The organism is Mesorhizobium sp. AR07, assembly GCF_024746815.1.
In the GTDB taxonomy this organism is placed as follows: Bacteria; Pseudomonadota; Alphaproteobacteria; order Rhizobiales; family Rhizobiaceae; genus Mesorhizobium.
Genome location: NZ_CP080525.1, coordinates 1961465 through 1986983 on the forward strand (window position 1 = coordinate 1961465; position 25519 = coordinate 1986983).

The 25519-nt window shown below is 64.9% G+C and carries 20 protein-coding genes; 7 read left to right on the forward strand and 13 right to left on the reverse strand.

The annotated features are described in order from the left end of the window. Positions 1-65: 65 nt before the first annotated feature. A complete protein-coding gene (locus BPNPMPFG_RS09960; protein ID WP_258595081.1) occupies positions 66-677 on the reverse strand; it encodes a TetR/AcrR family transcriptional regulator in 612 nt (203 codons plus the stop codon). Between the two features lie 304 nt (positions 678-981). On the opposite strand from BPNPMPFG_RS09960, the gene BPNPMPFG_RS09965 reads away from it, so the two are divergent. Genes BPNPMPFG_RS09965 through BPNPMPFG_RS09975 form a run of 3 tightly spaced genes read left to right on the forward strand, consistent with a single transcriptional unit; the run spans position 982 to position 4732 of the window. Next, positions 982-1461 carry a (2Fe-2S)-binding protein gene (locus BPNPMPFG_RS09965; RefSeq protein ID WP_258595083.1) on the forward strand — a complete coding sequence of 160 codons (480 nt, stop codon included), beginning with the start codon at positions 982-984 and terminating at the stop codon, positions 1459-1461. Beyond that, on the forward strand, positions 1458-2441 hold the full coding sequence (locus BPNPMPFG_RS09970) for an FAD binding domain-containing protein (protein WP_258595085.1): 984 nt from the start codon (positions 1458-1460) through the stop codon (positions 2439-2441). The genes BPNPMPFG_RS09965 and BPNPMPFG_RS09970 overlap by 4 nt, the downstream gene beginning before the upstream one ends. After that, the gene (locus BPNPMPFG_RS09975) at positions 2438-4732 is read left to right on the forward strand and encodes a xanthine dehydrogenase family protein molybdopterin-binding subunit (RefSeq protein WP_258595088.1); all 2295 of its coding nucleotides are present in this window, start codon (positions 2438-2440) and stop codon (positions 4730-4732) included. The genes BPNPMPFG_RS09970 and BPNPMPFG_RS09975 overlap by 4 nt, the downstream gene beginning before the upstream one ends. 59 nt (positions 4733-4791) lie before the next feature. On the opposite strand, the gene BPNPMPFG_RS09980 is transcribed toward BPNPMPFG_RS09975, so the two are convergent. From BPNPMPFG_RS09980 to BPNPMPFG_RS09990, 3 genes are all read right to left on the reverse strand, one after another. Next, positions 4792-5550, reverse strand: coding sequence for a slipin family protein (locus tag BPNPMPFG_RS09980; RefSeq protein ID WP_258595092.1), 759 nt, complete (start codon positions 5548-5550; stop codon positions 4792-4794). Next, positions 5547-6917: an NfeD family protein gene (locus BPNPMPFG_RS09985; RefSeq protein ID WP_258595094.1), complete on the reverse strand. Its 1371-nt coding sequence runs from the start codon at positions 6915-6917 to the stop codon at positions 5547-5549. The genes BPNPMPFG_RS09980 and BPNPMPFG_RS09985 overlap by 4 nt, the downstream gene beginning before the upstream one ends. 230 nt (positions 6918-7147) lie before the next feature. Continuing rightward, the gene (locus BPNPMPFG_RS09990) at positions 7148-8107 is read right to left on the reverse strand and encodes an AraC family transcriptional regulator (protein ID WP_258595095.1); all 960 of its coding nucleotides are present in this window, start codon (positions 8105-8107) and stop codon (positions 7148-7150) included. 421 nt (positions 8108-8528) lie between these two features. On the opposite strand from BPNPMPFG_RS09990, the gene BPNPMPFG_RS09995 reads away from it, so the two are divergent. Beyond that, the gene (locus tag BPNPMPFG_RS09995; protein WP_258595096.1) at positions 8529-13223 is read left to right on the forward strand and encodes an autotransporter domain-containing protein; all 4695 of its coding nucleotides are present in this window, start codon (positions 8529-8531) and stop codon (positions 13221-13223) included. A 256-nt stretch (positions 13224-13479) separates the two neighbouring features. Here BPNPMPFG_RS09995 and BPNPMPFG_RS10000 read toward each other — a convergent pair whose 3' ends face one another. From BPNPMPFG_RS10000 to BPNPMPFG_RS10025, 6 genes are all read right to left on the reverse strand, one after another. Then, positions 13480-14565, reverse strand: coding sequence for a sensor histidine kinase (locus tag BPNPMPFG_RS10000; RefSeq protein WP_258595097.1), 1086 nt, complete (start codon positions 14563-14565; stop codon positions 13480-13482). Between the two features lie 235 nt (positions 14566-14800). Beyond that, positions 14801-17956: an efflux RND transporter permease subunit gene (locus BPNPMPFG_RS10005; RefSeq protein WP_258595098.1), complete on the reverse strand. Its 3156-nt coding sequence runs from the start codon at positions 17954-17956 to the stop codon at positions 14801-14803. A gap of 4 nt (positions 17957-17960) precedes the next feature. Further along, a complete protein-coding gene (locus BPNPMPFG_RS10010) occupies positions 17961-19226 on the reverse strand; it encodes an efflux RND transporter periplasmic adaptor subunit (protein ID WP_258595099.1) in 1266 nt (421 codons plus the stop codon). Beyond that, complete coding sequence (locus BPNPMPFG_RS10015; RefSeq protein ID WP_258595100.1) at positions 19210-19344, reverse strand: hypothetical protein; 135 nt, start codon at positions 19342-19344, stop codon at positions 19210-19212. The genes BPNPMPFG_RS10010 and BPNPMPFG_RS10015 overlap by 17 nt, the downstream gene beginning before the upstream one ends. 113 nt (positions 19345-19457) lie before the next feature. After that, the gene (locus BPNPMPFG_RS10020; RefSeq protein ID WP_258595101.1) at positions 19458-19637 is read right to left on the reverse strand and encodes a hypothetical protein; all 180 of its coding nucleotides are present in this window, start codon (positions 19635-19637) and stop codon (positions 19458-19460) included. 120 nt (positions 19638-19757) lie between these two features. Further along, positions 19758-20447 carry a hypothetical protein gene (locus tag BPNPMPFG_RS10025; RefSeq protein WP_258595102.1) on the reverse strand — a complete coding sequence of 230 codons (690 nt, stop codon included), beginning with the start codon at positions 20445-20447 and terminating at the stop codon, positions 19758-19760. Between the two features lie 213 nt (positions 20448-20660). Between BPNPMPFG_RS10025 and BPNPMPFG_RS10030 the strand changes: the two genes are divergently transcribed. Together BPNPMPFG_RS10030 and BPNPMPFG_RS10035 are read left to right on the forward strand one after the other, a co-directional pair. Then, the gene (locus BPNPMPFG_RS10030; protein WP_258595103.1) at positions 20661-21389 is read left to right on the forward strand and encodes a response regulator; all 729 of its coding nucleotides are present in this window, start codon (positions 20661-20663) and stop codon (positions 21387-21389) included. Further along, positions 21386-22627 (forward strand): ATP-binding protein, encoded by a 1242-nt coding sequence (locus tag BPNPMPFG_RS10035; protein ID WP_258595104.1) that lies wholly within the window; start codon positions 21386-21388, stop codon positions 22625-22627. Before BPNPMPFG_RS10030 ends, BPNPMPFG_RS10035 begins: the two co-directional genes overlap by 4 nt. Before the next feature lie 328 nt (positions 22628-22955). Here the strand turns inward: BPNPMPFG_RS10035 and minE are convergent, their stop codons facing one another. From minE to minC, 3 genes are all read right to left on the reverse strand, one after another. Beyond that, positions 22956-23228 (reverse strand): cell division topological specificity factor MinE, encoded by a 273-nt coding sequence (minE, locus tag BPNPMPFG_RS10040; RefSeq protein WP_024501686.1) that lies wholly within the window; start codon positions 23226-23228, stop codon positions 22956-22958. Beyond that, positions 23225-24040: a septum site-determining protein MinD gene (minD, locus tag BPNPMPFG_RS10045; protein ID WP_258595110.1), complete on the reverse strand. Its 816-nt coding sequence runs from the start codon at positions 24038-24040 to the stop codon at positions 23225-23227. Before minD ends, minE begins: the two co-directional genes overlap by 4 nt. 93 nt (positions 24041-24133) lie before the next feature. After that, complete coding sequence (gene minC / locus BPNPMPFG_RS10050) at positions 24134-24937, reverse strand: septum site-determining protein MinC (RefSeq protein ID WP_258595111.1); 804 nt, start codon at positions 24935-24937, stop codon at positions 24134-24136. A 290-nt stretch (positions 24938-25227) separates the two neighbouring features. Here minC and BPNPMPFG_RS10055 point away from each other — a divergent pair, with 290 nt between their 5' ends. Continuing rightward, the gene (locus BPNPMPFG_RS10055; RefSeq protein ID WP_258595113.1) at positions 25228-25464 is read left to right on the forward strand and encodes a hypothetical protein; all 237 of its coding nucleotides are present in this window, start codon (positions 25228-25230) and stop codon (positions 25462-25464) included. Positions 25465-25519 lie beyond the last annotated feature (55 nt).

Consider the following 25519-nt stretch of genomic DNA (forward strand, 5'->3'; position numbering starts at 1 on the left):
GACGAGCCAGGATCCGCCGGTGTGACATACGCATCAGGATTCTTGATGCATGCCGCCAGACCCGCTTAGGACGCCCTCGCCCCGAACCGCAGCCCGTCCATCAGCAGCGACACCAGCCGGCGCGAGCGGTCGCGCCATTCCGGGGTGTCGGGGGCCGAATAGATGCCCGACAGCGCATGCAGCACGTCGGAAGCGTCGACATCGCCGCGGATGGTGCCATCGGCCACCGCCGCCTCGACCAGCTCCCGCAAGGCCTGCGAGACCCGACCCGACGTGTCGGAAAACAGCGTCGAGTTGGTGGTGATCAGGATGCGCAGGCTGGTCGCCAGGCCGCGCTTGGTGGCGATGTAGTCGACGAAGCGCTGCATCCATTGTTCCAGCGCGACATCGGAAGGATATCTTTTGGCGAGCTCGCCGGCGGCCGCGCAGAGCCCCTCCACCTCGCGCCGGTAGACCACCTCGACCAGATGCTCGCGTGTCGGGAAATGCCGGTAGAGCGTGCCGATGCCGACGCCGGCGCGGCGCGCGATCTCTTCCAGCGAGGCATCGATGCCACGCTCGGCAAAGACTGCCGCCGCCACCTCGACCAGCCGGTCGCGGTTGCGCTGCGCATCGGCGCGCAGCGGCTTGGCCTCTTCGGCCTTCTCTTCAGCGATGGCGGATGGCTCTGCGGCCAATTTCTTTCTCCACGATATGTCAGGGGCTTGAACCCGGCCGGGTCAGCCCCCACGTAATAAACGGAGGCACCTCCGTTTTAGTGGAGTGCCTTCATCATATAAGAAGGGGGATCGGTATGTCACGTCTTTCGAGTTCGCAAATCAACGCCCGCTGGAGATTGGCAAAGGCGTCGGAGCTGTCAATCTCCCTCCTTGCGGGGGAGATCGGCTGTCATCACCGCCTTCGCCGTCTGACCCTCTTGCCCTCGCCTACTCCGACACCAGATCATTCCCTTCCGCGTCAAGCAACTGGAGCCAGACGCCCATGACCCAAACAACAATCCCCCTTCATCTCGACATCAATGGCCACCGCCACGCGCTTCAGATCGAGCCGCGCGTCACGCTGCTCGATGCCTTGCGCGACCGGCTCGGCCTGACCGGTACCAAGAAGGGCTGCGACCACGGCCAGTGCGGCGCCTGCACCGTGCATGTCGACGGCGAGCGCGTGCTGGCTTGTCTCACGCTGGCAGCGCAAGTCGAGGGCCGCACCGTCACCACCATAGAGGGGCTTGCACGGGAGGGCGAACTGCATCCCGTGCAGGCTGCCTTCCTCGAGCAGGACGCCTTCCAGTGCGGCTATTGCACGCCCGGCCAGATCATGTCGGCGGTGGCTTGCATCCGCGAGGGCCATGCCGGCTCCGACGACGAAATCCGCGAATACATGGCCGGCAATCTCTGCCGCTGCGGCGCCTATCCGCACATTGTCGCCGCTATCCGCCAGGCAGCCTTGGAGGTCGCATCGTGAGGGATTTTTCGTACCTGCGCGCCACGTCGCTCGATGCGGCAAGGCAGGCAGCCGCCCTGCCCGGCGCCATGCTGCTCGCCGGCGGCACCACGCTCATCGATCTCGCCAAATGCGGCGTCGCCGAGCCCGACAGCCTGGTCGACATCAGCCATCTCAAGGGGCTGGACCGGATCGCGGTCGACGAGCGCGGCGCCACCCTCGGCGCGCTGGCCAAAATGGCCCATGTCGCCGACCATGCCGACATCAAGAGCAGCTTCCCCGCCGTCTCCGAAGCGCTGTGGCAGGCGGCTTCGGCGCAGATCCGCAACATGGCGACCATCGGCGGCAATCTGATGCAGCGCACGCGCTGCCCTTATTTTCGCGATCCCTCGAATTTCCCCGCCTGCAACAAGCGTGAACCCGGCAGCGGTTGTTCGGCGCTTGGCGGCGTCACAAGAGGACACGCCGTGCTCGGCACCAGCGACGCCTGCATCGCCATGTATCCGGGTGACCTCGCCGTGGCTTTGGTCGCCTTCGACGCGATCGTCCATCTTGGCGACCGCCGGGTTGCGGCGGACGACTTTTTTCTCTTGCCGGGCACCACGCCCGACAGGGAACACGCGATCGAACCGGGCGAGATGATCACCGCGATCGAAATCCCCGGCTCCGCCGCCGCCCGCCGCTCGACCTATCTGAAGGTCCGCGACCGGCAATCCTATGAATTCGCCGCCGCGAGTGCTGCTGTCGGCATCGAGTTCGAGGCCGACGGACGCACCATTCGCGACCTGCGCGTGGCGCTCGGCGGCGTCGCGACAAAACCGTGGCGCGCCCGCGCCGTCGAAGCGGCATTGAAGGGCAAGGTGCTTGAGCCGGACGCTGTCCGCGCCGCCAGCCTGCTCGCGGTCGAAGGCGCCGCCGACCATGGCGCCAACCACTACAAGATTGAACTCGCGCCGCGCGTCGTCGCCCGCGCCATCCTCAAAATGGGAGAAACGGCATGACCGTTCACAACATCAGACATGGTGACGCGTCCGATGGCGGCGCCGACGCGGTTGGCGGCCGGCTGTCGCGCGTCGACGGCCCGGCCAAGATCACCGGTGCCGCGAAATACGCCGTCGAACAGCAGCTCGAAGGACTCGCCTACGCCGTGCTGGTCGAAAGCACGATTGCAACGGGCAAGGTGCGCTCGATCGACACGGCGGAGGCGCAGGAAGCACCCGGCGTGCTCAAGGTGTTGACGCCGGACACCATCATCAGCCTCAGGACCGCCTCGGACTGGTTCGGTACACCGCCGCCGGACAAGCCCTATTGTCCGCTGGCGCGCGACATCACCTTTTCGGGCCAGCATGTCGCGGCGATAGTCGCCGAGACTTTCGAGCAGGCGGTTGCGGCCGCAGCACTGGTCAAGGTCAGCTATGACGAGACGGCGGCCATCGTCGACCTCAGCGACGCCAAGGCCGGCGACGGCATTCCGATCGACGCCATGACCAAGGAATGGGGCGACGCGCAAGGTGCTTTCGCCTCGGCCCCGGTCCGGATCTGCGCCGCCTACAACACACCGCGCGAATACCAGGCGCCGATGGAGCCGCATGGCCTGATCGCGCGCTGGGAGGGCGACCAGCTCACCGTATGGGAGCCGAGCCAGTGGCTGGACGGCATGGCCCGCACCTACGCCGAATGGTTCGGCGTGCCGTTCGAGAATGTGCGGTTGGTCTCGCCCTATATCGGCGGCGGCTTCGGCTCCAAGGCACTGGCGCTCGGCCACGGCGCGGTGGCCGCATGTGCCGCCAAAATGCTCGGCCGGTCGGTGAAGCTGGTGATGACGCGGCCGCAGACCTTCACTGGCTATGGCGGCCGTGCCGCGACGCGGCAGACGGTGACGATCGGCGCCGACCGGCAAGGAAAAATCCAGTCGATCGTGCATCGCGGCGTCAATGAAACATCCATCGACGGCATGTGGGTCGAGCCGCTTGGCTCGGTCACCTCGATCATGTACGCGACACCGAACTTCTCCTCGAAGCAGAATGTCGTGCGGGTGAATTCGGTGGTGCCGGGCGCCATGCGCGCGCCGGGCGAAAACCCTAGCGCCTTCGGCATCGAAAGCGCCATCGACGAGCTCGCTTACGAAGTCGGCATCGATCCGTTGGAGATCCGGCTCAGGAACTATGCCGAGCAAGACCCGGAGGCAAAAAAGGCCTGGTCTACCAGACAGTTGCGCGAGGCCTTTGCCGCAGGTGCCGAACGCTTCGGCTGGGCGAGGCGGACGCCCGAACCGCGCTCGATGCGCGACGGCAACCAGCTGATCGGCTGGGGTGTGGCCGCCGGCACCTACCCGGTGCGGCGCGCCTATGGCGAGGCGATCGTGCGCATTCTCGCCGACGGCTCGGTCGAGGTCGAAAGCTCCTCGATCGACATGGGCCAGGGCACCTATACGATCCTGGCGCAGACCGCCGCCGAGACGGTCGGCGTGCCGACCGACAACGTCGTGGTGAAACTCGGCGACTCCCGCTTTCCCCGCGCCGGCGTCACCGGCGGCTCGCGGCTGGCCGGCGTCATGACCGGCGCTGTCTACAAGGCGGCGACCTCGGCGCTCGACCAGTTGATCGGGCTGGCGATCGGCGATCCGCGCTCGCCGTTCCACGCGCTGCAGGCCAACACGCTGGTCGTCGCCAACGGCCGTATGTCGTCGCCACGCGGCGACGGCCCCGATGTCTCGATTGCCGAACTGCTGGCGAGCGTCGGCCACAACCACATCGAAGCCACCGGCGACACCATGCCGGCCAATTCGAGCGCCGAGGATCGCTACAAGAACTACACCACCATCGCCATGGCCGTGCCGCAAACCGAGGGCGATTATTCCCGCCACAGCTGGTGCGCGCATTTCATCGAGGTGCGCGTCGACGAGGATTTCGGCACGGTGCGCGTGTCGCGCGTGGTCTCGGCGCTGGATTCCGGCCGGCTCTACAACCCCAAACTCGCCGAAAGCCAGTGGAAGGGCGGCATCATTATGGGCATCGGCCAAGCGCTGCTGGAAGAAGGCATCGTCGACCGCCGCCATGGCCGCATCGTCAACAACAACCTCGCCGACTATCTGGTGCCGACCAATGCCGACATTCCCGACATCGAGGTGATCTCGGTCGGCATTCCCGACCTGCATTCCTCGGTGCTCGGCGGCAAGGGCGTCGGCGAACTCGCCATCGTCGGCGTCGCACCGGCAATCGCCAACGCGATCTTCCACGCCACCGGCAAGCGAGTGCGCGACCTGCCGATCACGCTGGAGAAGCTGATTTGAGGGGTGAAACTGCCGGTCTCCCCCTCGTGGAGGAGATCGGCGGTTCTGCCGCTGGCCCCCTACTTCCCCTGCGGCTTCATGAACTGGCTGAGCAGATCCACCGGCAGCGGGAACACCACCGTGGACGAGCGCTCGCCGGCGATGTCGTGCAAAGCCTCGAAATAGCGCAGCTGCATGGCCTGCGGCTCGGCCGCCAGCATCCGGCCCGCCTCAACCAGTTTCGCCGCCGCCTGCTGTTCGCCCTCGGCATTGATCACCTTGGCGCGCCGCAGCCGCTCGGCTTCAGCCTGCTTGGCGATGGCGCGGATCATGTTCTCGTTGAGGTCGACATGCTTGATCTCGACATTGGAGACCTTGATGCCCCAAGCATCGGTCCTCTGGTCGAGGATCTCCTGGATATCGCTGTTGAGCTTGTCGCGCTCGGCCAGCATCTCGTCGAGCTCATGCTTGCCGAGCACCGAACGCAGCGTGGTCTGCGCCAGCTGGTTGGTGGCGGCCATGAAGTCCTCGACCTGGATGACCGCCCGCTCGGCGTCGACGATGCGGAAATACAGCACCGCGTTGACCTTCACCGAGACGTTGTCGCGCGAAATGACGTCCTGCGGCGGCACGTCCTGCACCACAACGCGCAGATCGACCTTCACCATCTGCTGGATGAAGGGGACGAGGATGATGAGACCGGGACCCTTGACCCCGGTGAAGCGGCCGAGCGTGAAGACCACGCCGCGCTGATACTCCCTCAGGATTCGGATGGCCGCGGACAAGAACATGATCACGACCAGCGCAACGATCAGATAGGCCACATAACCAATCATCATTGTCTCGCTCCATTCCTTCCGGCGTCGCGCCGCCGCACCGTCAGCACGAGGTCGCTGATGTCGGTCACCTCGACGCTGTCACCCGGTGCGATAGGTTCGTCGGCCTTCGCCCGCCAGCGCTCTCCCTGGGCCAGCACATGGCCCTCGCCGCCCTGCCAGTCGAGGATCTCGGCCGGCAAGCCGCGCATCGCCTCGCCGCCGACGCGCGGTGGGCTCCTGCGCGCCGCCCAGAGATAGGTGCCGGTCAGCAGCGCCAGCCCAAGCGTCAACACGGCGGCGGGACCGATGACGGCCCATGACATGGCAAAGCCCGGACCCTCGACTCTCAGAAGCATGGCGGCGCCGAACAGAAAGGCGGCCACGCCGCTGAGCCCAAGCACGACGGTGGGATTGAAGGCCTCGATGACGAGGAAGGCGATGCCGAGCAGCATCAGGGCCAGGCCGGCATAGTTGATCGGCAAGAGATTGAGCGCATAGAGGCCGAGCACGAGGCAGATGGTCCCGATGACGCCGGGCGCCACCGCGCCGGGGCTGGTGAACTCTAAGATGATGCCATAGACGCCGACCAGCATCAGGATGACGGCCGTGTTGGGGTCGGTGATGACGGCGAGCAGCCGAATGAACCAGCCGGGCTCCAGCGTCTCGACCGGCAGTCCTTTCGTCGCCAGAACCACTCTCCTGCCGGCCACATCGACCGTGCGCCCATCGGCCAGTTGCAGCAGCTCGGTGGTATCGACGGCGACGAAGTCGATAACATGTTCCCGCAGCGCCGCGTTGGCTGACAGGCTCGCCGCTTCGCGCACGGCCTTCTCGCCCCAGTCGCCATTGCGCCCGCGCAGTTCGGCAAGCGAGCGGATCAGGGCGACGGCGTCGTTCGTCACCTTGGCCATCATCGCGTCGCCCGCCGGCCGCCCGGTGGCGTCCTTCTCGCCCTTGTCCTTGTCGCCGCCCGGAAGCGACGGAAGCCCGCCCATCTCAACCGGCGTCGCCGCACCCAGATTGGTGCCGGGCGCCATCGCCGCGACATGGGTGGCGTAGAGGATATAGGTTCCGGCGCTGGCGGCATGGCCACCGGCCGGCGCGACATAGCCGATGACGGGCACCGGTGAAGCGAGGATATCGGCGATCATCTCGCGCATGGAGGTGACCAGCCCGCCGGGCGTATCGAGCTGAAGGATGAGAACTTCGGCGCCCCGCGTCGCGGCTGCATCGAGCGCTTCCTTGAGCTGCCTGGTGCTTGCCGGCCCGATGGCGCCGTCAATGGCGACGCTCAGCGCAACCCTCTCGCTCCCGGCCGAAGAGAAGGGAGAAAAGACAGCTGCGGCGACGAAGGCCGCGGCAAGAAGGGCCACCCGCGCGAAGGTCACGCTCAAAGCTCCATGGATTCAATATGGGTTGTATTTTGGCGAAGTCCATGAGGGGAGCCCACGCCAGAACGGCAGCGCGCTGGAGAATAGCCCGACGAGCAGCGCGCTGGTCAGCATCGAGGGTGCGACCAGCGCTGTTCCCGCCTGCGCCGCGTCTTGGGCTGGGCCGCACCCGAATTGTCCTGAACAAGCGCCGCAGTGCTGTCTCGGCGGGACTCGCGGCCGCCGAACTACCTGGCGCCGCTCGGCGTCGAGCCGAAGCGGCGGCGGAAACAGCGATTGAAATAGGATATGTCGGAGAAGCCGCTGAGCAGCGCGATCTCGCTGATCCGCATCTGATCGTTGCGCCTGTCGCGGAGCATTCGATGCGCCTTCTGCAAGCGCAGTTCGAGAATACGCTCGGCAAAACTCACCCCGGTTTCCTGCAGGATATCGTGGACATAGCGCACGGAGAGCCGCAATTGCCAGGCAACGCTCTGGGCCGAAATGGCGGGATCGGCGAAATTGTCCCGCATCTTTTGCACGATGGCCTGCAGCCTTGCCGCGCGCAGGCCGCGCAGGCCCGCCAGTTCGGCGGCCTCGCCTTTGGCGCCGGTCGCCAGGCCGATCAGGTCGACGATCGTTTCGGTGGCATGGCTGACAAGATCGGGAGAGAGCAAGGCAGGGCCTGCTTCCAGGAAGCTGCAATAACGCTTGAGCATATCGAGCGCCTCGTTGTCGGCTCCGATGCGCAGCGCCAGCCGGTCGTCGAGATGAGCGAAGGCGTTCTCCAGCACGACGCGAGGCAGCACCACATTGGCCCAGACATTGTTGTCGCCGCCGGTCATTTGCAACGCTTCCGAAGCCGAGACCAGCGCGGCTTCGCCCTTGCCAACGCTGTAGTCACGGCCAACCTGGGTGCCGCTGAGTACCGTCTCGCCATTGTTGACCAGCAGGAGATAGCCGTCACGGCCGTCGGCGGCGATATCGCTCGCCTTGCGGCTGGCATGGCTGATCGTCCCGGCCATCTGCCCTAGCACCAGCGGCCCGACGGCCGTGGCTTCGATCGCGGCTTCGAACGACAGCTTCTCGGAAATCGTATATTCGACCGACCATATCTCGGCAACGTGGATGTCCTGCCAGAGCATGAACCGTGCGCGCTGGTCCAGATGCGGCGGCAGGTCGACTGACGAGAAGACATTCTTTTGCAAGGAGCAACCGAGCCTTTTCTACACTCACCTCTTCACTTGGACACGCAACGTACTGGACCCGACAACGGCTTGTCCAGAGCAGGAAATACTTGTGCTGTGGGCGACAATTTCATTGCTGCTTTGGACAAGAATTTGCCCGAACTTCATCGGTTCGGCTGGCAGAATGCCAGAAACACTCGGAAATATCCGTCAGGCCGGCGGCGCTCAATCCAACCGCCACGCTGGTCGTCGCCTATGGCCCGCATCGCATCGCCGCCCATGGCGCCTGTGGCGATCAATGGGGGCCAAACTGCCACAGTGCGCGGAAAAGGCACGGCACCTCGTTCCAGTCCAATTCCAGTGCGGCCCTGCCCAAGACAACAGCTGGGCTCCGGTGACATGTCAGCCTCAGGGCGAAACGACTGTCATGTCAGGGGATTGAATGCCGCAGAATATATTTGAAGGCCGCAAGGCGACGCTGATGTCGACCGCGTCGTTGGGTTACCGCAACCTCTTGCGCAATCCTCGGCACATGGCCGGCGTCAGTTCGCTCGCGCTGATGCTTGGCTCGACCGGCGTGGTGGGAACGACCTTGCCGGCGGCGGCGGCGGACGCGACCTGGACGGGTACAACATCCAGCAATTGGTTCGATCCCGCCAACTGGAGCCCGAATGCGGTGCCCGACGCCACCAATTTCGTCAATATCAACACGCTCACGCCGAACCCCACGGTGATAAGCGGCCTTGGCGCCAACGGGCTCGTGGTTCTCGTGGGCAGGAATGCCGGCGATGTCGGTTCGCTGAAAATCATCAACGGCGGGACCCTCAGTGATTCACAAGGCGCCGTAGGCAGATTCGCGGGCTCCACCGGCACGGTGACTGTGGACGGCGCGGGATCGGCATGGCTGCACGCCGACGATTTCTACGTCGCGGGCGAGGGCACGGGGACGGTCGCCATCCTCAATGGCGGCTTGATCAGCAATATCGGGGGTATCCTGGGGGACGGCAGCGAAGCCGTTGCAGTCCTGTCCGTGGACGGTGCCGGCTCGGCCTGGACCAACAGCTCAACCCTCGTCATCGGTCAACATGGTGCCGGTACGCTAGAGGTCACCAACGGCGGTGCCGTCAGCAACGCCGCTGGGTCCATCGGCAAATTCACTGGTTCGAACGGCTACGTCTCGATCGACGGTGCCGGCTCCACCTGGACCAACAGCGGATCGTTGACTGTCGGCGGTTACGGCATCGGCACTCTTGTGATCACCAATGGCGGCGCGGTCGGCAGCGACATCGGCTATGTCGGCTTGTATTCAGGTTCGACCGGCTCGGCGACGGTCGATGGTGCGGGTTCGACCTGGACCAACAATGGGACACTCAAAGTCGGCAATGACGGCGACGGCGCGCTGGCAATCACGAACGGCGGTGTGGTCAGCAATGTTGACGGCTATGTGGCCTACAGCACCGATTCAACTGGCAAGGTGACGGTCGATGGCATCGGCTCAACCTGGCTCAACAGTGGGAACGCGTCTATCGGCCTCGACGGCACAGGCACGCTGAATGTTTTGAATGGCGGCGCGGTCACCGACAGCGTTGGCTACGTGGGGAACGACGCAGGTTCGTCCGGCACAGTGAAGGTCGACGGTGCGGGCTCGACATGGACCAATAGCTCGGATCTCTATGTCGGCAACAACGGCACGGGCACTTTGGCGATTACCAACGGCGGTGCTGTCAGCAATGTCATCGGCGCTGTGGGCTACGCGGCGGGCTCGACCGGCATGGTGATCGTCGATGGTGCCGGCTCGACTTGGACCAACAGCGGATCGCTGATTGTCGGCGATTTCGGCACCGGCACTCTGGCGATCATCCATGGCAGCGCTGTCAGCAACAGCTGGGGGGCTATTGGCTATTCGGCGGGCTCGACCGGCATGGTGTTCGTCGACGGTACCGGCTCGACCTGGACCAACAGTTCCAACCTGGCTGTCGGCGATTTCGGCACCGGCACTCTGTCGATCACCAACGGCGGCGCTGTCAGCAATGACACGGCCTATGTCGGCAATTCGGCTGGCTCGACCGGTACGGTGTTCGTTGCAGGCGCCGGCGCGACCTGGACCAGCGCAGACCTGTTCATCGGCGGTCTCAGCACCGGCACGCTGACGATCTCGAACGGCGGCGCAGTCAGCAGTGACTCGGCCTATGTTGGCTACGGTGCCGCCTCGATCGGCACCGCAACGGTCGACGGCGGGGGCTCGACCTGGACCAACAATGGAACACTCAAAGTCGGCAATGACGGCGACGGCGCGCTGGCAATCACGAACGGCGGTGTGGTCAGCAATGTTGACGGCTATGTGGCCTACAGCACCGATTCAACTGGTAAGGTGACGGTCGATGGTATCGGCTCAACCTGGCTCAACAGTGGCAACGTGTTCATCGGCCTCGATGGCACAGGCACGTTGAATGTTTTGAATGGCGGCACGGTCACCAACAGCATTGGCTACGTGGGGAACGACGCAGGTTCGTCCGGCACAGTGAAGGTCGACGGTGCGGGCTCGACATGGACCAATAGCTCGGATCTCTATGTCGGCAACAACGGAACCGGCACTCTGGCGATCACCAACGGCGGTGCTGTCAGCAATGTCATTGGCGCTGTGGGCTACGCGGCGGGTTCGACCGGCACCGTGTTGGTCGACGGTGCGGGCTCGACTTGGACCAACAGCTCGGATCTCGTTGTCGGCGGCTCCGGCACGGGCACACTGACGGTCGCGAACGGTGGTTTCATCAACAGCGGAATCCTGACCATCGGCAACTCCGGAAGCGGCACGCTGGCCCTCTCGAACGGCGGCAAGGTCAACAGCACCTATGGTGTTGTCGGCGATGCTGCTACGGGTGTTGGTACGGCAACGGTCGATGGTGTGGGCTCGACATGGAGCAACGGTTCGGCCCTCTATGTCGGCAACACCGGCACCGGCACGCTGACCATCTCGAATGGCGGCAAGGTCACCAATGCCATAGGCGTTCTCGGAGATTTCTCGGGATCTCGGGGCATGGCGATGGTGACTGGTGTCGGGTCGACCTGGGCCAATGGTTCAAACCTGTTTGTCGGTCTGACTGGCTGGGGAACGTTGGCGATCGCGAATGGCGGTGCGGTCACCAACAGCGAGGGCCATATTGGTGACTTCGCAGGCGCCAAAGGTTCAGTGACGGTCGATGGCGCGAACTCGACCTGGATCAGCCTTTCGGATCTGGTCGTTGGCAGTGCGGGCACTGGCACACTGAATGTCTCGAACGGCGGCGCGGTTTCGGTCGGCGGCATCGTCAACATTGCCAGCCAGGTGGGCTCCGTCGGCACGCTCAACATCGGCGGTGCAGCCGGAACGGCCGCATTTGCGCCCGGCACGCTCAACGCTGCGAGCGTCCAGTTCGGCGCCGGCACCGGTGCGATCAACTTCAACCATGCGAGCGCGAACTATATCTTCGCTTCGGCGATCAGCGGGCTGGGGACGATCAACCAGATCGCCGGCAACACCAACCTGACCGCCGATTCGAGCGGTTTCACCGGTGCGACCAACGTGATCGGCGGACGGCTGGCCGTGAACGGTTCGCTGGCCAACTCGCTGGTGACGATCACGGGCGGCATGCTGGGTGGCAACGGCACGGTGGGCGGCATCGTGGCGCAATCAGGCGGTATCATCGCACCGGGCAATTCGATCGGCACGCTCAATGTCGCGGGCGATATCGACCAGGCAGCGGGCTCGATCTACCAGGTCGAACTGACCTCGACCGGCCAGTCCGACCTCATCCAGGCGACGGGCACGGCGACGATCGCCGCTGGCGCGGTCCTCGACGTTGTTAAGACGGATGCCGCGCCTTATGTCCTGGGCACGCATTACACGGTGCTGCAAGCCAATGCGGGCGTCACCGGCACCTACACCTTCAGCAAGGCCGGCCCGTTCATCGGCCTTCTCGCCAATTACGACGCGACGCATGTCTATCTCGATGTGGTGCAGACAAAGTCCTTTGCCTCGGTCGGCCTGACGCCCAACCAAATCGCCACCGGCGGTGGCAATGAAAGCCTTGGCGGCGGCAATCCGCTCTTTGATGCCATTGTGGGCTTGCCGACCTATGCAATTGCCCGTGGCGCCTTCGACCAGCTTTCAGGCGAAATCCATGCCTCGGCCAAGGGCATGCTGGTCGAGGACAGCCGCTTCGTCCGCGACGCCGCCAACGCCCGTGTTGCTGCTGCCTTCGGCGATGCCAGCGTGGCAGCATTGCCGGTCGTGGCCTATGGCGAAGGCGGGCCGGAGACGGTCGCTGCCGACACCGACCGCTTCGCCGTCTGGGGCCAGGCTTTTGGTTCGTGGGGCAATACGAATTCTGATGGCAATGCCGCCGCCTTCGACCGCTCGACCGGCGGCTTGCTGGCAGGCGCCGACACGCTGGTTGGCGGCTGGCGCGTGGGCTTGCTCGGCGGCTACAGCCATTCGTCCTTCGACGCTGACGACCGAAACGCCTCCGGCAAGAGCAGCAGCTATCATCTTGGCCTCTATGGCGGCACCAATTGGGGTGCCATCGCCTTCCACACCGGTGCCGCCTACAGCTGGAGCAGCCTGTCGACAAAACGCTCCATCGCCTTCAACGGCTTTGCCGATTCACTATCAGCCGACTACGATGCCGGCACCGCGCAGGTGTTCGGCGAACTTGCCTACAAGGCCGATGCCGGGGACTTCAAGTTCGAGCCGTTCGCCAATCTCGCCTATGTCAGCGTACACACCGACGGCTTTACCGAAACGGGTGGCGCGGCGGCCCTGACCAGCGCCGGCTCGACCACCGACGCCACCTTCGCCACGCTCGGACTGCGCGGCTCGACCGACTTTGCGCTTGGCGGTGTGACCGCCACCGCGCACGGCACGCTCGGCTGGCGTCACGCCTTCGGAGACGTCACGCCGACCTCGAGCTTCGCCTTCGCCGCCGGCGATGCCTTCACCATCGCCGGCGTGCCGATCGCCAGGGATGCCGCTCTTGCCGAAGCCGGCCTCGACCTGCAACTCGCCCCCAATGCCACGCTCGGCCTGTCCTATGCCGGACAATTCGGCGGCGGCGCCGTCGACCAGGGCGCAAAGGTCAATCTGGGCGTGAGGTTCTGACGACAACGACAAAGGCCGCCAGCCAGAACGGCAGCGCGCTGGAGAACAGCCCGACCAGCAGCGCGCCGGTCGGGATCGATGGCGCAAGCAGCGCGGTTCCCGTCTGCGCCGCGCCGAAGGCGCATGATGGGCAACCGGCCCTCCTGTCGCAAGGAAGGGCGGACTGTCGGCTGGGGCAAGGGCCGGCATCAGCGGTTCGAAAGTCAGCCAGGCATCACTTGCAGCCATCCATGCCACTGGTTCAGCGTCACCCTGTCTAGGCGGCGGCCGCAACCGAGCGCTTGAAGACGATGGTGATCCTCGTGCCCTCGCTGGCGCTCGAATTCACGTCGAATTCCGCCTTGGCATTCTCGGTCAGCGAGCGGGCGATCAGCGCGCCGAGCTTGCCGCGCCTGGGCCAGGTCTCGCCTTCCGGCAGGCCGATGCCGTCATCGGCGACGACGATGCGGCAGCCATCGCCATCGACGATGCTGTGCAGCGTGATCGTGCCGCCGTCGCGCCCCTGGAAGGCATGTTTGAGCGCATTGGTCAAAAGCTCGTTCACCACCAGCCCGGTCGGCATGGCGACGTTGATCGATACCGGATAGGTGTCGACCTTCATGTCGAGGCGGATGCCCTCGACCGCATGCGAATTCATCACCGCCGACGCGATCCGGCTGAGATAGACGCCGAGATCGACCTCATCCTTGTCATTGTCGCCCGACAGCGTCTGGTAGAGGATCGCCAGCGCGTCGACGCGCCCCGCCAGCCTCTCGAAACGCTTCTGGTCCGGCTCGGCCGCGTTGCGGGTTTCGAGGCGGATCAGCGCGGTGATCATCTGCAGATTGTTCTTCACCCGGTGCTGCAGTTCGCGCAGCAGCGTGTCTTTCTCGCGGATACGCTCGTCGATCGAGCGCGTATCCTCCGTTTCACCATGGGCCGAGACGTCGACCAGCGCCACCAGCCGGAAGCAGACCTTGCCATCGTCATCCTCGATGACGTTGGAATAGACGTCGACGATCGCCGGCTGGTCTTCTGTCCGCTCTAGCCGGAACGTGCCGACGAAATCGGTCTCCTCGACCACCGCGTCGAAGAGCGCCCGGTCCTTCTGCTGGTGCAGGCCGGTGCCGGAAAGTGCCGCCCAATGTTCCCGAGCGAGCTTCGCCGCCTTCAGACCGGACAGTTTCTCGAATTCCGGATTGGCGTAGACGACGCGCTCCTTCGAACCCAGATCCGAGACGGCAATGGCGATCGGCACCTGGTCGAGAAATTTCTTGAACTGTTCGCTTTCCAGCGCGCTGGCAAGGTCCGGCGTTTCGAGCAACTGCCCGACCGCTTCGGCCTTCTGTGTGTCGGATGTCATCTGCGGCGCCTGTGCTGTGTATGGGCGCTATCAATATCAGTGATACGATCAGCCCGCCATCGTCAAAGCTGGGAGCGGCTTTTCACGCGCCGCGTAGCCACCTCGAAGCAAACAGTCGAGGCCTGGAAACCATTACCTCGACGCCAGCCGCGGAGTGGTCTTGACGTCGATGATCTCCGGTTTCGCGCTGTCGACCGTGCCGTCCCAGCCGCCGCCGAGCGCCTTGTTGAGGGCCTTATTGCTGATTGGCCGTTGCCCGCGTCTCGCCCGTCTCCTGCCCAGTATCCTGCTTGGCCGCCTTGCCCTTGAAGATGCGGCGCACCGTGACGAACAGCAGTGGCACCAGGAACACGCCGATCACCGTTGCCGCGATCATGCCGCCCATCACGCCGATGCCGACGGAATTCTGCGCGCCCGAGCCCGCACCGCTGGCAATCGCCAGCGGCGTGACGCCGAGGATGAAGGCCAGCGACGTCATCAGGATCGGCCGCAGGCGCTGTCGCGCCGCTTCCAGCGTCGCCTCGACCAGACCCATGCCGGCCGCCTGCCGCTCGATGGCGAACTCGACGATGAGGATGGCGTTCTTGGCTGCGAGGCCGATCGTGGTCAGCAGCCCGACCTTGAAATAGACGTCGTTGGTCTGGCCAAACAGGCTTGCCGCCAGCAGCGCGCCGAAGATGCCGATCGGCACCGCCAGCATGACCGCGAACGGGATCGACCAACTCTCATACAGCGCGGCCAGGCACAGGAACACGACCAGTGCCGAAATGGCGTAGAGGGATAGCGCCTGGTTGCCCGAAAGGCGTTCCTGGTGCGACAGCCCGGTCCATTCGTGGGAATATCCGGCGGGCAGCTGCGCGACCAGCCTGTCGATTTCGTCCATGGCGGCACCTGAACTCACGCCCGCTGCCGCCGCGCCCTGGATCTCGACCGCCGCCGAACCATTGTAGCGTTCGAGCCTGGGCGAGCCGAATGTCCAGTGGCTGGAGGCGAAGGCCGAGAACGGCACCATGGCGCCGCTGGCATTGCGGACCTGCCATTTGTCCAGATCTTCCGGCTGCATGCGGAAGTCCGCATCCGACTGCAGATAAACCGGCTTCACCCGTCCGCGATCGATGAAATCGTTGACGTAGTTGCTGCCCCAGGCGGTTGAAAGCGTGTTGTTGATGTCGGCGAGATTGACGCCGAGCGCGCTGGCTTTTTCCTGGTCGATGTCGACCGAGAATTGCGGCTGGTCTTCCTGGCCGTTAGGCCTTGTGTTGGCAAGCAGCTTGCTTTGCGCGGCAAGGCCGAGAAGCTGGTTTCGCGTCTGGATCAGTGCGCCATGGCCGGCGCCATTGACGTCCTGCAGGTAGAAATCGAAACCGTTGGTGTTGCCGAACCCCTGGATGGCGGGAGGGGCAAGCGCAAAGACCTGCGCGTCCCTGATCTTGGAAAAGGCCCCCATTGCCCGGCCGGCGATCGCCCGTGCCGCCATGGCCGGCGATGTACGCTGGCTGAAATCCTTCAGCCGCACAAAGCCGATGCCGACATTCTGGCCGGCGCCGCCGAAGCCGAAGCCGGAGGCGGTGAAGACGCCGTCGACCGCGTCCTTTTCGTCCTTCAGATAGTGGTCGGTCACCTGGGCCAGCACACGCTCGGTGCGGTCCTGCGTCGCGCCGACCGGCAGCTGCACGCTGGTGATCAGAATGCCCTGATCCTCTTCCGGCAGGAACGAGCTCGGCAGCCGCACAAACATCCAGCCCATGGCAATGACGATTGCCAGGAAGACGATGAGGAAGCGCTTGCCTCTGTTGATGATGCCGTGCGAGCCGTCGCGATAGGCCAGCGTGCCGCGATCGAAGACACGGTTGAACCAGCCGAACGGGCCTGTCTGCGTCGCATGGTCCTTGGGCGGCCGCAGGATCGTGGCGCAAAGTGCTGGCGTCAGCACCAGCGCGACCAGCACCGACAGCACCATCGCCGAGACGATGGTTACCGAGAATTGCCGGTAGATGATGCCGGTCGAACCGCCGAAGAAAGCCATAGGCACGAACACGGCCGACAGCACGGTGGCGATGCCGATCAGCGCGCCGGTGATTTCGTTCATCGACATGCGCGTCGCCTCCTTCGGCGGCAGGCCTTCTTCCTGCATCACGCGTTCGACGTTCTCGACGACGACGATGGCGTCGTCGACGAGCAGGCCGATGGCGAGCACCATGGCGAACATGGTCAGCGTGTTGACCGAATAGCCGAACAGGGAGAGCACGCCGAAGGTGCCGAGCAGCACCACCGGCACGGCGATGGTCGGGATGATGGTCGCGCGCAGGTTCTGCAGGAAGATGAACATCACCAGGAACACAAGCACGATCGCCTCGGCCAGCGTCTTGACCACCTCCTCGATCGACAGCCGCACGAAGGGCGAGGTGTCGTAGGGATAGACGACCTCGACCCCTTGCGGAAAGGTCGAGCTCAGGCGGCTGATGGTGGAGCGCACCGCCTCGGCCGTGTTGATGGCGTTGGCGCCGGTCGCCAGGTTGACGGCGACGCCGGCCGCCGGCTTGCCGTTGTAGTTGGCTTGCGTCGTATAGCTTTTGGCACCGAGCTCGACGGTGGCGACATCGTTGAGGCGAACCAGCGAGCCGTCCGTCTGGCTCTTCAGGATGATGTTGCGGAACTGTTCGGCGGTCTGCAGCCGGCTCTTGGCCGTCACCGTGGCGTTGAGCTGCTGGCCCTTGCGCGCCGGCAGGCCGCCGAGCTGGCCGGCCGAAACCTGCGTGTTCTGCGCCTGGATCGCCGAGGCGACGTCGCTCGGCATCAAGGCATATTTGGCGAGCTTGTCCGGATCGAGCCAGATGCGCATGGCATAGCCGGAGCCGAAAAGCTGCGTCGAGCCGACACCCTCGACCCGCTTCAGCGTGTCGTTCACGGTGGCATCGACATAGTCGGCGAGATCGGTCGAGTTCATCTTGCCGTCGCCGGAGACGAAGCCGATGACCATCAGGAAGCCGGTCGAGGATTTGGAGACGGTGATGCCGTTGCTCTGCACAACCTGCGGCAGCTGCGACTGCACCAGCTGCAGCTTGTTCTGCGTCTGCACCTGGGCGGTGTCGGGATCGGCCGCACTGGTGAAGGTCAGCGTGATCGAGGCCGAACCGGTCGAGGTCGACGTCGCCGTCATGTAGTCGAGATTGTCGATGCCGGTCATGCCTTGCTCGATGACCTTGGTCACCGAGTTTTCCACCGTCTGGGCATCGGCACCCGGATAGGTCGCGCTGATGTTGACCGTGGTCGGCGCGATCTGCGGGTATTGCGAGATCGGCAGCGTGGTGAGTGCCAGCAGGCCGCCCAGCATGATCACGATGGCGATCACCCAGGCAAAGATCGGCCGGTTGATGAAGAATACGGACATCGCCTCAGTTCCCGGTCGACTGGCCGTTGCTGGCCATCTTGGAAGGGGTGGATGCGGACGAGGTCCCCTGCGCTCGGTCCTTGACCTCGCCGGTCGTCTCGTCGATCGTCACTTCGGCACCCGTTGCATCGCCGCCGGGGCGCACGAGCTGCATGCCCTCGACGATGACGCGGTCGCCGTCGCCGACACCGGCATCCACCAGCCAGTTGTTGCCGACGCTGTTGCGCACGGTGAGCACCCGCGTCTCGACCTTCCCCTGCACGTTGATGACCATCGCCGTCGCCTCGCCCTTGGTGTTGCGGCTCACGGCGCGCTGCGGCACCAGGAAACTGTTCTGGGCGACGCCCTCCTCGACCAGCGCCCGCACATACATGCCGGGCAGCAGCAGGCGGTCCGGATTGGGAAACTCAGCCCTCAGCGCGAAGGTGCCGGTGGTCTGGTCGACATTGGCGCCGGCGAATTCCATCTTGCCGGTCTGCGCATAGATGGTGCCATTCTCGAGCTTCAGCTTGACGCTGACATTGGGGCCGCTGAGTTTCAGCCGCCCTTCGTTGATTGCCTGGCGCAGATTGAGCAAATTGGTGCTCGACTGCGTGACGTCGACATTGATCGGATCCAGCGAACGGATGGTGGTCAGCACCGTGTCCTGGTTGGCGGTGACCAGCGCTCCGGGCGTCAGCGTGGACTTGTCGATCCGGCCGGCAATCGGCGCGGTGATCGAGGTGCGGTCGAGGCTGATACGCGCGCTCTCGACGCTGGCCTTGGCCGCTGCCACATCCGCGTTGGCCTGTGCCAGCGTGGCCGCGGCATCGTCATAATCCTGTTTCGAAACCACATTCTGCTTCAGCAATCCGGCATAGCGGTCGAACTTGGCCTGCGCGGTAGGCACTGCCGCTTCCGCCTTTTGCTGCGCCGCGACCGCGCTGTCATAGGCTGCCTTGTAGCTTGCCGGATCGATGAGGTAGAGCGGCTGTCCCGCCGCCACTTCGCTGCCTTCCTTGAACAGGCGCGACAGGATGATGCCGTTCACCTGCGGGCGCACCTCGGCAATCAGCGAAGCGGCCGTGCGCCCTGACAGTTCGGCGGTGATCGCGACCGATTGCGGATGCACGGTGACGACGCCCACCTCGGGCTTGCCGGGCGCGCCCATGCCGGCGGGAGCCTTGTTCTCCTGCGAACAGCTCACCAGAAAAAGCGCGCCGCACAGCATTGCGGCCCAGGGCGCGAGACGGCGTGCCGGCAGGGAAGACTGGCTAGACGGGATAGACATGGCCTGGATGATCTTTCGCTGGAGTTGCGGTCGCCGCCTGGCTGTCGGCATCGGATCGGTCCACCAGGAACCAGCCCGGGTTGAGGGCGGCGTCGAGCAGTGCTTCGAAGCGGCTCATGTCGCGCTCCTTCTGTGCGGTCGAAGGTATTCGAGGATCGAAGTCCCGGCCGCGGTGCCCATCAGCATCAATATCCCGATCAGCAGCGACATGCCAAGCGCGTTGCCGGAGTCTTACGCGATCTGGCGATTGCCGGGCCGCTCCGAAAGCGGCAGCGACAGGCGCCAGGCGGCGAAGCTCAGACGGATCGCGCCCTTGAGCGTGTCGGCTGGCATCGCCGGCGGCAGAACGCGCGCGGCATGGCCGAGCGAGAATCCCGGGCGGATCGATGCGATCAGCCGCAGCATCATCATGGCTTCCCACATTGCTTCGATTCCATGATTTGAAGGATCGGGTGGCGGGAACACGCCCCGCCACCCCGAAACCGGCCGGCCCGAGAACGGGTTGGATATCGGGCCGGCCGGCGCAGCCGATCAGAGCTGCTCGCCGTTCCCGGGCTGGGGCGGCGGGACCTGTCTGCCATCGTCGGGCAGACCTCGGGGGCCGGCTGCGTCCTCCGGCGGGCCGCCCCAGGGACGGGCGGGGCCGTGGGGGCGATCCGCCGAAGCGAGGATTTCGAGCTGCTCGGGGGTCAGCTTGGCGCGAAGTGCCGCGATCGCGTCCCTCAGCTTGCCGGCCGAGACCGCCCGTTTGGTGATATCGTCGGCCAGCCTTTCCTGGAAGGCGAAGGCATCCGGTTTGCCGCCCGGGCCCGCCGCATCCAGGCCCCTTGCCTCCGGTCCGCCCGGACCACCCTCGCCAGGACCACCAGGACCGTGATCGGGCCGAGGCGGCGTCAGCACGGCCTGCAGCGCGCTGGTATAGTCGCGCCAGGCATCGAGTTGCTCGCTGCGCACGCCGATGCGGGTCTCGAGCGCCGCAAGCCGCGCCGCCAGCATGAATTCCGGCGGCGGCCCCATGCGGCGGGGACCAAAACCTTCCGGACCGGACCGCATCGGGCCGTGCCAGGGCATCGGGCGATGGTCTCGTCCCGGGCCATCCTGCATGGCCATGACCGGTGGCGGTTCGCCGCCGGGCGCGGCGGCCGAATCGACCTGTTGCGCCAGGGCCGGATGAACGAGGGCGGCCGAGAACAGGCCGAGCGCGACGAATCTGCTCTGCATGATGTAAATCCTTTCCCGCATGCTTCGGATGGCAGGAAGATAGGAGGCGTCTTTTTCCGCTTTGCTTCGGCGTGTTGCCGAAGGTTTCCAGAATAAGGAGATTTGTTTCCGAATGTTTCCGCCGGCCCATTGGCAACATTGCGTTGCAATTTTCCATGCCGTTTACCGGCGGCTCTCCCTATAATCCCGAACCAACAGGCAAGCGGGCGAGCAATGCAGGTACAATCCCATATCCTTGTCGTCGACGACGACCGCGAGATCAGGACGCTGCTCCAGCGCTATCTCGATGGCCAGGGGTTTCGCGTTTCGGTGGCGGCGGACCGGCGCGAGTGCGAGCAGAAGCTCGGCGCCGGCCAGTTCGACCTGCTGGTGCTCGACGTCATGCTGCCCGACGGCTTCGGCCTCGACATCTGCCGCAGCCTGCGTGACCGCAAACCGCACATTCCGGTCATCCTGCTGACGGCGCTGAAGGAGGATGTCGACCGCATCATCGGTCTGGAACTCGGCGCCGACGACTATCTCGGCAAGCCGTTCAACCCGCGCGAACTGACCGCCCGCATCCGCGCCGTGCTCAGGCGCTCGGCACCGGAGGAAGCAGCACCGCCGCCGCGCGCCCGCTCCTACTTTTTCGCCAGCTACAGGCTGGAACCCGACACCCGCAAGGTGACGGACGCGCTAGGCGCGCTCATCGATCTCACCGGCGCCGAATTCGATCTGTTGCAGGTGTTCCTCGACCGTCCCGGCCGGCTCTTGTCGCGCGACCAGCTGCTCGATCTGACGCAAGGCCGCGAGCGCGACCCGCTCGACCGTTCCGTCGACGTGCTGATGAGCCGGCTGCGCCGCAAATTTGGCGAGACCAGCGAAGGGCCGCTGTTCAAGACTGTGCGCAATGGCGGCTACCAGTTCACTGCCCGCGTCGAAGCGGCGGAGACCGAGGCATGAACTCGTTACGCCGGCGGCTCATCCTGTTGCTGGTCGCTTCGATCGTCGGTGTCGTCGGCCTGGCGACGGTCGCCGTCATCAGCGTCCGGGGCGGCGGACCGCCGCCGGAATTGACCGTGCCCTGGATTGCCCAGCAGATGGAACTCGTGGTGCGGCTGCTGCCCGGTCCGATTCCGGACGTTCTGCGGGTTCAACTCGGCGACCATGCGGCTGGCGGCAAGGTGGACCGGGCGGAAACGGCGATGCTCAACGACATCCTGCGTCGCCGCGGCCTCGACCTCCTGGCCATCGTCAGCGACAAGGCGGACGAACCCGGCCAGCTTGCATCGGTGCGCCTGCCCGACAATCGCTGGGCGATCATGGAAGTCCCCCACATCACGCCGCCAAGGCGCGAGTGGCTGGTCCTGGCCGGCTGGATCTCACTGATCGTGGCCGGCGCCACGGCCGTCTCGGTCTATTTCACCGCCGTGCTGATCCGGCCGCTCGAGATGCTTGAGGCCGCCGTCTCCAAGATCGGATCGGATGGCATGCTGGCGGCGGTGCCGGAAGTGGGTTCGGCCGAGGTCAAGGCGACCGCGCATGCGCTGAACCAGCTCTCGTCCCGGCTGAAGACAGCCATGGAGAGCCGCATGCGCCTCGTCGCCGCCGCCGGCCACGACCTGCGCACGCCAATGACGCGCATGCGGCTGCGCGCCGAGTTCCTCGATGACGAGCGCGACAAATGGCTTCACGATCTCGATGAGCTCGACCGCATCGCCGACAGCGCCATCCGCCTGGTGCGCGAAGAGGTGAACCAGGATGCCGTCGAACCGGTCGACCTGCAAAGAATGGTGCGCGACATCGAAGCCGAGATGGTCTCGCTCGGCCGTGCCGTATCGATCGGGCATCTGGATGCGGTTTCGGTGCAAGCCGGCGCGCTCGGCCTGCGCCGGGCCTTGCGCAACCTGATCGTCAACGCCGCCACCCATGGCAAGGCGTGCCGCGTCGACCTTGCCGTGGCCGACAATCGCGCCGTGCTGACCATCTCCGACCACGGACCCGGTATTCCGCCGGACCTGCTGAACAAGGCGTTCGAGCCCTTCTTCCGCGTCGACCCCGGCCGCCTGCAATCCATCCCGGGCGCTGGTCTGGGCTTGGCCATCGCCAAGGAAATCATCGAGCGCTACGGCGGCAGCGTGACGCTGGAAAACCGCAAGGGCGGCGGGCTTGAACAGACGGTGGTGTTTGAGGCTGCGTGATGGGGCTCCCCACCTCCCCCTTGTGGGGAGGTCGAACCGCAGGTTCGGGTGGGGGTGCTTGGCGCCGACCCCGCAGAACGTGGTTCCTCGCCCCGCAAAGCGGGGAGAGGTGGCTCGGCGAAGCCGAGACGGAGAGGGGGAACGGCGCGGCTTATAATGATTCAGAGGGAAGCCCGCCAGCGTCGCAGGGCCCCTCTCCGGCCGCTACGCGGCCACCTCTCCCCCATTTCATGGGGGCGAGGAAACCCTTATCCTGTTGGGGGTCGGCGCCGACCCCCACCCCGCTGCCCCGCAGCGACCCTCCCCACAAGGAGGAGGGTAAAAAAATTCAGCCCGCCATCGCCAGCGGCACCGCGCTCTTGTTGGGGATCTGGATGTCGATTTCCAGTGTCGACATGGTTTCGCCGCGGTCCATCGAGACCTGCAGGTAATCCTGGTCGATCTGCACGTGTTTGGCGATGACGGCCATGATCTCCTCGCGCAGGATGGAGACGAGGTCGGGCTGGCTGCGGTTGCGGCGCTCATAGGCGAGCAGCACTTGCAGCCGCTCGCGCGCCACCGGCGCGCTGGAGCGCCGCTTGAAAATGTCGAGCAGGTTCATGCCGCCCTCCTTCCCAGAAGCCGGTCGAGAAAACCCTTGCGCTCGAACGGCACGACGACCGGCAGCTCTTCGCCTTCGAGCCGCCTGGCGGCGTCGAGATAGGCGCGTGCCGCGGCATTGAGCGGTTCCGACAGCGTCACCGGCGAACCGAGGTTGGAAGCCCTCAGCACATCCTGGCTCTCGGGAATGATGCCGAGCAGCGGCGTCGACAGGATTTCCAGCACGTCGTCGATGGAGAGCATTTCGCCGCGCGCGGCGCGCGCCGCGTCGTAGCGCGTGACCAGCACATGCTTGGCGATCTGCTCGCCCTGCTCTGCCCGCAGCGTGCGGGCATCGAGCAGGCCGATGATGCGATCGGAATCGCGCACCGAGCTGACTTCCGGATTGGTGACGATGACCGCCTCGTCGGCAAAGCGCATGGCAAGCTGCGCGCCGCGCTCGATGCCGGCCGGGCTGTCGCAGAAGACATAGTCGAACACCGAGCGCAGCTTGTCGATGACTTCGCCGACACCCTCTTCGGTCAGCGCATCCTTGTCGCGCGTCTGCGAGGCCGGCAGCAGGAACAGCGTCTCCACCCGCTTGTCGCGGATCAGCGCTTGCGACAGTTTCGCCGAGCCCTGGATGACATTGACGAGGTCGAACACCACGCGCCGCTCGGCGCCCATGATCAGGTCCAGGTTGCGCAGGCCGACATCGAAGTCGACGAGCGCCACCTTCTTGCCGGTCTTGGCGACCGCGGCACCAAGGGCCGCCGTCGAGGTCGTCTTGCCGACGCCCCCCTTGCCCGAGGTGACCACCACTACCTTGCCCATCAAAATGCCTCCGTTGTTGTTGTTTTGTTGGTCGAGCGGCCCTGTCAGCCGCCCAATATCAGTCCAAACGCCCAATATCAGTCCAAACGAATGTCAGTTGAGCGGCTCGACACGCAGAGCGTCTCCGTCGAGAAACGCCTGAATTGGCTTGCCGCGCGAAACACCTTCCATCTCCTCAGCGGTGACGTACCAGCCGTCGACCGCCAAAAGCTCGGCCTCGTTGCGGCGGCAGAAGATGCGCGCGCCTTTGTTGCCGAGCGCGCCCGCCGAAGCGCGCCCGCGCAGCGTGCCGTAGACATGGATCGAGCCTGCCGCAATGATCTCCGACCCGGAAGCGACCGAACCCAGCACGATGACATCGCCATGCGGATGCACGATCGCCTGGCCGGAACGGATCGGCGACTTGATCATCAGCGTGCCCGAAGCTTCGTGCCCAACTTGCGGCTCGCTTTCGCCGGCCTTGCTTGCGCCAACCTTGCCCGCGCGGCCCTCAGGCGCCTTGCCCTCGGTCTTGCCCTCTGATTGGCTGGAAATCTCCGCCCTCGCCTTGCGGCCGGGCTGCGCCAACAGGCCGTCCGTCGTCGCCTCCTTGGCTCCAACCAGCACCGGCGGCAATTCGGCGCCGAGCGAGGCCCCTTCGAGCTCGATGGCATAGATGCGGATGCCGCGCGTGGCGAGCTCAGCGACCAGCGCCGCGATCTCGCCCGCCCCAGGCTTCAGCATGTTCAAATCCAGCAGCACCGGCCGGCCGGCAAAATAGCCCGGCGAATTGCCGATCCAGTGATCCAGCCCCTCCAGCCAAGTGGCCAAAGGCGCCTCCGGCGTCAGCGTAAAAGCGACGAAAGAGCGGGCGCGAAAGCGAATGGATTTGGCCTCGAGGGGAGCGGCAAAAGTCACGGCTGGCGAATCCTTACTGATAGGTAAACGCTAGCGAGTGAATGGTTAATGAATGGTTAATAAGAGGGGTGGGGGCGCAGCTTGGCAGTCTTCGAAAGGTCGGCTGAACGCCAGTAGCGGTCGCTACCCGCAACACGCTGAATGTCTTGATAGGGGCCGCTTCCAGCCTGTCCGGTTTCGGTTGTAGCATTCAGTAAGCGGACACCTGGTCGAATTAGCTCCGCGGTTTCGAGAAAGCGCTTGGCTGGCGGCTCGCTTCAAGCTTTCATACGGTCGCGGGAGTAATCAGCATGTCGTCACTCGATTTCGAGGTCGAAAAGGCCGCATTCCGCAATTACTATAACGACAATGCTCAGCGCCTTGAGCAGGCGAAGATGGCATTCCTAACGCTCCTGAGTTCGCTGCTCGCCCACGGCGATCACGTCGTGGCGGCTACCGGCCGAATCAAGGATCGCGAGGAATCGATCAAGAAGTTCACACGCAAGTATCAGGAAGCTCTCGAAAAGAGCCGAACGCCCTACTGTTGATTTCCACTAGGAACTGACCCGGCAACACAGGATATTTCCATCGAGAATTGACCCA